Below are 6,104 nucleotides of genomic sequence, written 5' to 3'. Positions count from 1 at the left end.
GGACACGGCCCTCAACCGTGCGCGTCTGCCTGTTCCGCCACTCGCGCGTGACTGCGGCGTGCTGCCGCGGGTGCGGGAGCGTAGCCGCTCCCCCAGCCCCCCCCCGCCAACGGCGACGAGCGCCGAACGGCACCCGCACGCGGGCCGCCGCGGGCTCACCCGTCGACGATCCGAACGACGGTCAGATCGACCCGCCCCGCGGGGGTCCACACCAGTCCCTCGACGTCCTCGGTGACGACCTTGGCTCGCACGCCGAAGAGCACCGGGGTCACGACGGCCGCGTCGAGGATCCGGCGTTCGGCCTGGGCGAACGCATCCTCGGCGGCGCCGGCGGTCGAGGCTCGGCGCCCCTCGTCGAGGAGCGCGTCGGTCTCCGGGTCGGCGTACCGGGTGAGGTTGTCCAGGCCGACGTTGCGCGAGTGGAACAGCGGGTCGAGGTAGCTGCCGGGGTCCGGCGCGTTCGACGACCAGCCCACCCGGAACCACGGTGCTTCCCCACGTCGGACGGCTGGCACGAAGGCACCGAGATCGAGCGGTTCGAGGTCGACCTCGACCCCGAGCGCCGACGAGACGTCGAGCGCGACACGTTCGGCCACGGCGGTGTTCGTGGCGCTGCGGCTGTAGGTGAGGGTGAGCGGGTCGGTCAGTTCGATCCCGGCGTCCTCCAGCGCCGCCGCCGCCCCCTGCGGGTCGTAGCGGCAGTGGTCGCACGCCCCTACCTGGCTCCCGGGGATCCCCGGAGGCACGATCCGGTCAGCTGCGGCCATCGTGCCTCGCAGCACCCCGTCGGCGATCGCGTCGCGGTCGATCGACTGCGAGATCGCCCGGCGGACGATCGGGTCGTCGAATGGCGGCCGGTCGACGCGGAAGCCGAACATGGTCACCGTGCCGGTCGTCCCGCCCAACAGACCCGGCCCCGTGATGCCGTCGTCCGACGTCCCGAACCGCGCTGCGGCGAGGTCCATCCGCGCCGCACCCACGTCCGCGACGTGCAGGAGGCCATCCTCGAGGTCAGCCCACTGCCGGTCCCGCCCCGGATCGTCGGGGTAGACCTGCAGGATGACCTCGTCGAGCTCCGGCTCGCGGTGGTGGCCGGCGACGCGGGCCAGGCGCAGGAACCCACCGGGCTCCCGCTCCCCGACCAGGGCGAACGGGCCGTTGCCGACCGGTGACGCGCCGAACCCCTGCGGGTCCTCGTCCGCTGACGGCGGGGTGGGGACCAACGATGGATCGGCCAGCGTGGTCAGGAACCTCGGCTGCGGCTCCACCAGACGGATCACGAGGGTGCGCTCATCGACGACCTCGACGCCGGGGAGAGCGCCGCCGGAGACCGCCGCCTCGGTGGCACCCACGATCGGAGCGAGCAGGTAGCCGAGGAACGACGGCGGCGAGGCGGTCCCGTCGGCGATCCGCTCGAAGGTCCGCGCCACGTCCGCGGCGGTGACCGGGGTCCCGTCGGAGAAGGAGGCTTCTCGGAGGGTGAAGGTGAACTCGGTGCCGTCCTCGGAGACACGCCACGTTCGGGCCGCGCCCGGGACCACGCGACCGTCGACGTCGACGCGCACGAGCGGTTCGAACAGCGCGCCGACGACCAGCTCGCCCTCCTCGTCGGCCAGGAAGCGTGGGTCGATGCTGGCCGGATCGTTCCCGAGACCGATGCGCAAGGTCCCACCACCGGCAGGCAGCTCGGACTCATCGACCGATGGTGGGCTCACCGAGGGGCCACGTTCCTCGGCGGGCGGGCCGCCACCGGTGCAGGAGGCGAGCATCGCGAGGGTGAGGCCAGCGACCGTCAGTCCGACCGCCATCCGACGCACGATGGTGCGTCCTCGGCGGTGCGGCACGTCAGTAGATGAGGACGAGCGTGACGTTGGTGACGGTGAACGCGAGCGCAGCGAAGACCGTCAGCCGATCGAGGTTGCGTTCGACCACCGCCGAACCCTGGAGCCCGCCGCCGGAACCACCGCCGAACATGTCGGACAGACCGCCGCCCTGACCGCGGTGAAGCAGGACGAACAGGATGAGGATCGCCGACAGGATCACGTGCAGCACGATGACCAGGATGGTGAGGGCGGACACGTGAACCTCGGAACGATGCGGGGACGGAGCGCACGATGGTGCGGTCCGGGAGGGTAGCGGACCGACAGCGCGGTCAGCTGACCCGACGCAGCCAGTAGAGGGCCGGGATCGAGAGCCCATCGGGGGTGGTCGGCGTCCGGAACAGCGGGTCGGCCAGCCAGCTCTCGGCGAGCTCGTCGTCCACCGTGATGACCGGTCGCGGCACCAGACCGAGCCCCGGCCCCACGTCGGGCTGAGGGCAGGTCTCGGGATCGGCGCACGCGCGCCACGTGCTCGGCCGATCGTCGTGCGGCGAGCTGTCGAGCCGCGTGGGGGTCACCACGCTCGGACCGGAGACCTCGAGGCGGGTGCGGCGGTACACGTCGAACACCCGCGACTCCGCGGCGGGACCGTCCTCCGCGAGGGTCGTGGCCGCCGGTGCAGACCACACGACCGCGACGGCGTCGCGCTCACGATCCGCTCCTGCGACCGCAGCGGGCAGCACGACGGCGAGGGTCACAGCGACCACCGTGACCGAGCTCACAGCGGCGAGTTCGGTGCCGTGGCGGAGGCGGGACACCGGCGGGCGATCGTCGACCAGGTCCCGGACACGCTCGACCAGCGTGGCCGACGGCGCCAGCGCGGCGCAGGGGTGGACGCTCGACGGCGCGGGCCCGGTCTCGAGGTTGCGGAGCAGACCCGAGGCGAGGGCACCCGGACGGCCGGTGGCGCGCACGGCCACCTGATCGGCAGCTCGCTCGCGCTCCCGGTGCAGCTGGGCGATGGCCCAGCCGCCGCCAGGCACGAAGAAGACGAGGTCGCGGAGCACACCGAGGGTGGTCGCCACGAGGTTGTCACGACGCTTGACGTGGGCGAGCTCGTGCGCCAGGACCCCCTCGAGCTCCGCGGGGTCGAGCGCGTCCGCGAGGTCACGGCCGACGACGATGACCGGCCGCCGAGCCCCGACGACGTAGGCGCCTCCGGGACACGACGCCACGACCGCGAGCTCCGGGGTGGGCAGCTTGAGCCGGTTGGCGACGTCGACGGCCACGGCGGTCACCGTCGGCGGGACCGGCTCGGCGCGTGCAGCGTCGACCGCGCGATGTATCCGGCGGTGGGCCAGGGCGCGGCGCACCAGCCGGGTCGTGGCGATCAGTGCCCACGCCCCGATCAACAACGGCCACGCGATCGGCGCGAAGTGCACGTACCCGTCGGTCACGGGGACCGCCAGCGCATCGACCGCGTCGGCGGGGAACATCACCAGCGGCAGCTGCAGCCCGTCACGCGAGGACAGCACCAGGACCACGATGAGCGCGGTCGCCGGCGCGAGCGCGGTCGCGACCCGCGCCCCGACCGAGCGGACGCCGGTCCGCAGCAGCAGACGGACGAGCACGACCCCGGCCGCCGAGGCGAGGATCGCCCGGACCGCCACGGACTCGACGGGCAGGGTGAGGAGCAGACCCAGGGGATCCCCCACCGGTCAGGACTCCCGACTCCGGCGACGTTCGACCGCTGCGCGCAGCTCGTCGAACGTGACGTCGTCCACGTCGTGGACGACGTCGGCGAGGTAGGAGGCAGCCGGTTCGGGGTAGCGCTCGAGCAGCCACGACAGGACGTCGCCGACCGCGGAGCGGGCGTACCGGTCGCGGCTGACCGCGGGCCGGTACCGGTGCGCCAAGCCCTGGGTGTCGCGGACGAGCAGGCCCTTGGTGGCGAGGCGCGACATCGTGGTCATGACCGTGGTGTAGGCGATGTTCCGCCGCGCAGCGAGGTCATCGTGGACGTCACGGACGGTGGTGTCACCGCGCCGCCAGACGACGTCCATCACCTCCTGCTCGAGCGGTCCGAGCAGGGCTTCCAGGGGTTCGTTCCGCCGGCTCACGTCGGTCCCCTCGTCTCGCGCGGCTCCCCTCGGGTCGGGACGACCACAGGTGGCACCGCGCGGCTCTGTCGGCAGCGTAGCGAGGCGCCACCCCAGCGGGGAGGAACGACCGGGAACCACTAGCCTGCCGCCCATGGACCCGACCGATCCGTCCCCGGGCGACCCCCCCGACCGGGTCGTCATCCACGCCAGCCTGCGTGGCCTGGCGGCCGGGATGGTCACCCCGGTCGCCCTCCTGCTCCTCGGCGGTGCCGCGCTCCTGGCGGGAGGCCTCCGGCCGTTCCCCGCGCTGCTCGCGTTCGTCGGCGCGGTCCTCGCCATCGTGGTCCTCGCCGACCTCCCGCGCCGGGTCGAGTTCGATGCCACCGGCATCACCCGCGTCTGCTGGGTGCGACGCCAGCACCTGACGTGGGACGAGGTCGCGACGATCGAACGCACCCGCCCCGGGACCGCGACCCGGACCCGCAACCTCGTCGACCGGCGGGAGGGCCGCGAACCGTTCGTCGCTGGCGGTCTGGTCGCCCGCGGACGTGGGAAGCGGCGGTGGCTGCTCACCGACCGGGTCGAGAGCCGCGCCGAGCACGACCGACTCGCCGCGCTCGTCACCGCGCTCGGGGCGTCGGTGACGCTGCGGGCCGCCCGCCCCCACCAAGCAGCGCCCCCGACCGACCTCTACCGGCGGCACGCACGCTGAGCCATCAGGCGATCGGTGGCGGCCGGTCATCCCCAGCGGGTGGCACACCCGCGTCGGCGATCTGCACCTCGCGACCGAGCGAACGCACCCGGTCGACGAGCGTCTCACCCGGCTCGATCGGGAAGTGGCAGCTGACGAACTGACCGGGGTGCACCTCGCGCAGCTCCGGCACCTCGACGCGGCAGCGTTCCTCGGCGATCGGACACCGGGTGTGGAAGCGGCACCCCGAGGGCGGGTTCGCCGGCGAGGGCAGGTCTCCCTGGAGGATCACCCGCTCACGGGTGCGCTCGATGGTCGGGTCCGGGACCGGCACCGCCGACAACAGGGCGTGCGAGTACGGGTGGGCCGGAGCGTCGTAGAGCCGGTCGGAGGAGGCGAGCTCCGCGACGACCCCGAGGTACATCACCGTGACCCGGTCGGAGATGTGCCGCACGACCGACAGGTCGTGGGCGATGAAGAGGTAGGTCAGGTCGAACTCGTCCTGCAGGTCCTCGAGCAGGTTGATCACCTGGGCCTGCACCGACACGTCGAGCGCGGAGACCGGCTCGTCGAGGACGATCACGTCGGGGTTCAGGGCGAGAGCGCGGGCGATGCCGATGCGTTGGCGCTGGCCGCCCGAGAACTCGTGCGGGTAGCGGTTGGCGTGCTCTGGCGACAATCCGACGGCTTGCAGCAGTTCCCCGACGCGCGCTCTGGCGTCGGACTTCGACGCGCCGTGGATGATCAGCGGCTCCCCCACCGTGTCCCGCACCGGGAGGCGGGGGTTGAGCGACGCGTACGGATCCTGGAACACCATCTGGAGGTGCTTGCGGAGCTCACGCAGCCGCGGCCCGGAGGCTGCGGTCACGTCCTCGCCCTTGAACCGCACGGTGCCAGAGGTCGGCTCGATCAGGCGGAGCAGCGAGCGGCCGAGGGTCGACTTGCCGCACCCGGACTCCCCCACGACGCCGAGCGTCTCCTGGGCGTTGACGTGGAGGGAGATCCCGTCGACGGCCCGGACGCGCCCGACCTCGCGACGCAGCAACCCCGACCGGACCGGGAAGTGCTTGACCAGATCCTCGATCTCGAGGACCGGTTCATCGCTGGTCCACCCCGCTGGCGGGGTCGAACCGGCGGTGTCGACGGCGGTCATGTGCGGCTCCCGGCAGCGTCGGCAGCGCCGAGGGGCGGTAGTTCCTCGGCGTAGTGACACCGGCTCCAGTGCAGGCGATCGGGGTCGAGCGGGCGCAGGTCCGGTTCCTCCTCGCGGCAGCGGTCCGTGGCGTGGACGCAACGGGGCCGGAACACGCAGCCCGGTGGCGGGTTGATGGCCGACGGCGGCGAGCCCTGGATCGGCAGCAGCCGGTGGCTCGTGCGCGACGCAGCGGTCGGGATCGAGCTCATCAGACCCCGGGTGTAGGGGTTCCTCGACGCGTGGTAGACGGTGTCGGTGTCCGCGGTCTCGAACAGCATCCCGCCGTACATCACCTG

At 72.9% G+C, this 6,104-nt stretch carries 7 protein-coding genes; 1 reads left to right on the top strand and 6 read right to left on the bottom strand.

From position 1 onward, the window contains the following. Positions 1 to 155: 155 nt before the first annotated feature. The 4 genes from WEB03_RS02435 to WEB03_RS02420 all read right to left on the bottom strand — a co-directional run bounded on the left by WEB03_RS02435 (position 156) and on the right by WEB03_RS02420 (position 3,940). Entirely contained in the window at positions 156 to 1,808 is a 1,653-nt protein-coding gene (locus WEB03_RS02435) for an ABC transporter substrate-binding protein (RefSeq protein WP_368069381.1), read from the bottom strand. A gap of 37 nt (positions 1,809 to 1,845) precedes the next feature. Further along, the gene (gene secG, locus WEB03_RS02430) at positions 1,846 to 2,079 is read right to left on the bottom strand and encodes a preprotein translocase subunit SecG (RefSeq protein WP_368069380.1); all 234 of its coding nucleotides are present in this window, start codon (positions 2,077 to 2,079) and stop codon (positions 1,846 to 1,848) included. A 73-nt stretch (positions 2,080 to 2,152) separates the two neighbouring features. Beyond that, the gene (locus tag WEB03_RS02425; protein WP_368069379.1) at positions 2,153 to 3,535 is read right to left on the bottom strand and encodes a M56 family metallopeptidase; all 1,383 of its coding nucleotides are present in this window, start codon (positions 3,533 to 3,535) and stop codon (positions 2,153 to 2,155) included. A 3-nt stretch (positions 3,536 to 3,538) separates the two neighbouring features. Continuing rightward, complete coding sequence (locus tag WEB03_RS02420; protein WP_368069378.1) at positions 3,539 to 3,940, bottom strand: BlaI/MecI/CopY family transcriptional regulator; 402 nt, start codon at positions 3,938 to 3,940, stop codon at positions 3,539 to 3,541. A gap of 133 nt (positions 3,941 to 4,073) precedes the next feature. On the opposite strand from WEB03_RS02420, the gene WEB03_RS02415 reads away from it, so the two are divergent. Further along, complete coding sequence (locus WEB03_RS02415) at positions 4,074 to 4,634, top strand: hypothetical protein (protein ID WP_368069377.1); 561 nt, start codon at positions 4,074 to 4,076, stop codon at positions 4,632 to 4,634. 4 nt (positions 4,635 to 4,638) lie between these two features. Here the strand turns inward: WEB03_RS02415 and WEB03_RS02410 are convergent, their stop codons facing one another. After that, positions 4,639 to 5,766 carry an ABC transporter ATP-binding protein gene (locus WEB03_RS02410; RefSeq protein WP_368069376.1) on the bottom strand — a complete coding sequence of 376 codons (1,128 nt, stop codon included), beginning with the start codon at positions 5,764 to 5,766 and terminating at the stop codon, positions 4,639 to 4,641. Then, positions 5,763 to 6,104, bottom strand: a 342-nt coding sequence (locus tag WEB03_RS02405) for an oligopeptide/dipeptide ABC transporter ATP-binding protein (RefSeq protein WP_368069375.1), incomplete at its 5' end; no start/stop codon positions are given. The genes WEB03_RS02410 and WEB03_RS02405, both read right to left, overlap by 4 nt.

The organism is Nitriliruptor sp., from assembly GCF_040882075.1.
In the GTDB taxonomy this organism is placed as follows: Bacteria; Actinomycetota; Nitriliruptoria; order Nitriliruptorales; family Nitriliruptoraceae; genus Nitriliruptor.
This window is presented reverse-complemented; position numbering and strand designations above follow the sequence as displayed.